General features: G+C 34.7%; 2 protein-coding genes. Both read left to right on the top strand.

Annotated elements, in window-relative coordinates; all coding sequences use genetic code 11:
- The first annotated feature begins 430 nt into the window (after positions 1-430).
- Entirely contained in the window at positions 431-886 is a 456-nt protein-coding gene (locus ACP15M_RS14540) for a DUF5063 domain-containing protein (protein ID WP_425077924.1), read from the top strand.
- On the top strand, positions 879-1,082 hold the full coding sequence (locus ACP15M_RS14535) for a hypothetical protein (RefSeq protein WP_425077923.1): 204 nt from the start codon (positions 879-881) through the stop codon (positions 1,080-1,082). The genes ACP15M_RS14540 and ACP15M_RS14535 overlap by 8 nt, the downstream gene beginning before the upstream one ends.
- Positions 1,083-1,711 lie beyond the last annotated feature (629 nt).

Raw genomic sequence — 1,711 nt, 5'->3', positions numbered from 1 at the left:
ATAGAATTTTATCAAACAAAATAAATATTACATCTAACTGAAAATTGATTTATCTGCCAAATGCTCGCTAGCGTTCGGATTTGTTCTTATTCCAAAAAAGGTGTTCGTGATTATCGCTTTGGGCAACCTAAATGCTACTGTGTTTGTTTCCTCTAATCTAATGCAACGGTTTCTTGGGTTTCTCTGCTAAGTCTTGGCTAGCATTCTCTTTCGGTTGCTAATTGGACAATCTGCTTTGGTCTGTGATTTATCAATGGTTCGTCTTGCACTACAGTAGGTAACAACGTGTATAATTAATGCTCACTTTTTATTTTCATAGAAAAAAGACTACCTTTAACAAAATGATTTGTTTCATCTGAAAACTTGCCGTTTTCATTCGCACAAATCATACACAATCACGTTGTAACACATTTGACCAAACCATTAAAAATTGAGTGAATTAAGAAAACTAATAGACCAAATCACCGAATTCGGAATCAACCCAAAAGTGGAATTGACCGACAAAGTTGATGTCTTAAAAAAGCTATTAGTTGGAATTTACTCTGAATTTCTAAAAACGGAATTTGAATTTGACGAAACGGATTATGAAGATGAACCAGATTTCGATTATAAAAAAATACTTGAAAATGTTAAGGCAAATTTCCCTGATTTTGGTTGGTATAGTTCAGTTTTGGACTCAAACAAAATGGAACCGAATGTGGAAATCGGAATTGGGGACGAATTAGACGATTTGACTGATATAATCAAAGACCTATTAGTTGTGAAGTGGAAAATGGAAAACACAAGTATGGACGATGCTCTTTGGCAATTTCAGTTTTCAATGCAATCACATTCTGAACAGCATTTGGTTGATTTAATAAAACGACTGAAAGAACGAAATGAATAAAAAACACCTAACACCTGAATTATTAGCTGAAGCTAAAAAACATCCTAATGGATGGGTTTACGTTCTGGATAAAGAATACGAAGGAAAAGAGGAAGTCCCAGCTGAATTTATAAAAGGTGCTTGGAAAGTAAATGAAAAAGGAGAAATAACTGGTGATTTTCAATCAAATCCGAATTATCACGGAAATAAAAAATAAAAAACGTGTTACAACAACGTGTAAGCGCAATAACGGCTGAATTTCCTAATCGGAAATTCAACTCGTTTTGCTAAATTAGGTGCGTCAGCGGAAAGTACTCCCGCACTTTCCCGTTACTGACGCTTACACCAGACCGTTACCAACAATAGTGCAGTTTTCGTGATGATTACTTTATTTCATACTTGAGTTACTAACTTTTATCGTTAGAGGTTTCTTTTCAACTTCTTCCCTATTTTCTTTTTTGGAGAACTTAACGCTTCTGTGGCTTTTCTATATTTGCTGTGGCTTAAATGAATCTTCCTATGAAAAATGAGGAGTTCAATTTATATAGAATTTTATCAAACAAAATAAATATTACATCTAACTGAAAATTGATTTATCTGCCAAATGATCGCTAGCGTTCGGATTTGTTCTATTTCCAAAAAAGGTGTTCGTGTTTATCGCTTTGGGCAACCTAAATGCTACTGTGTTTGTTTCCTCTCATCTAATGCAACGGTTTCTTGGGTTTCTCAGCTAAGTCGTGGCTAGCATTCTCTTTCGGTTGCTTATTGGATAATCTGCTTTGGTCTGTGATTTAACAATGGTTAGTCTTGCACTACAGTAGGTAACAACGTGTATAATTAATGCTC

This window comes from Psychroserpens sp. S379A, assembly GCF_049800755.1.
Taxonomy (GTDB): domain Bacteria; phylum Bacteroidota; class Bacteroidia; order Flavobacteriales; family Flavobacteriaceae; genus Psychroserpens.
This window is presented reverse-complemented; position numbering and strand designations above follow the sequence as displayed.

What these genes read in the sequence shown, in the direction of transcription:
- ACP15M_RS14535 (WP_425077923.1), top strand. Translation starts at nt 879, where the DNA reads ATGAATAAAAAACACCTAACACCTGAATTATTAGCTGAAGCTAAAAAA.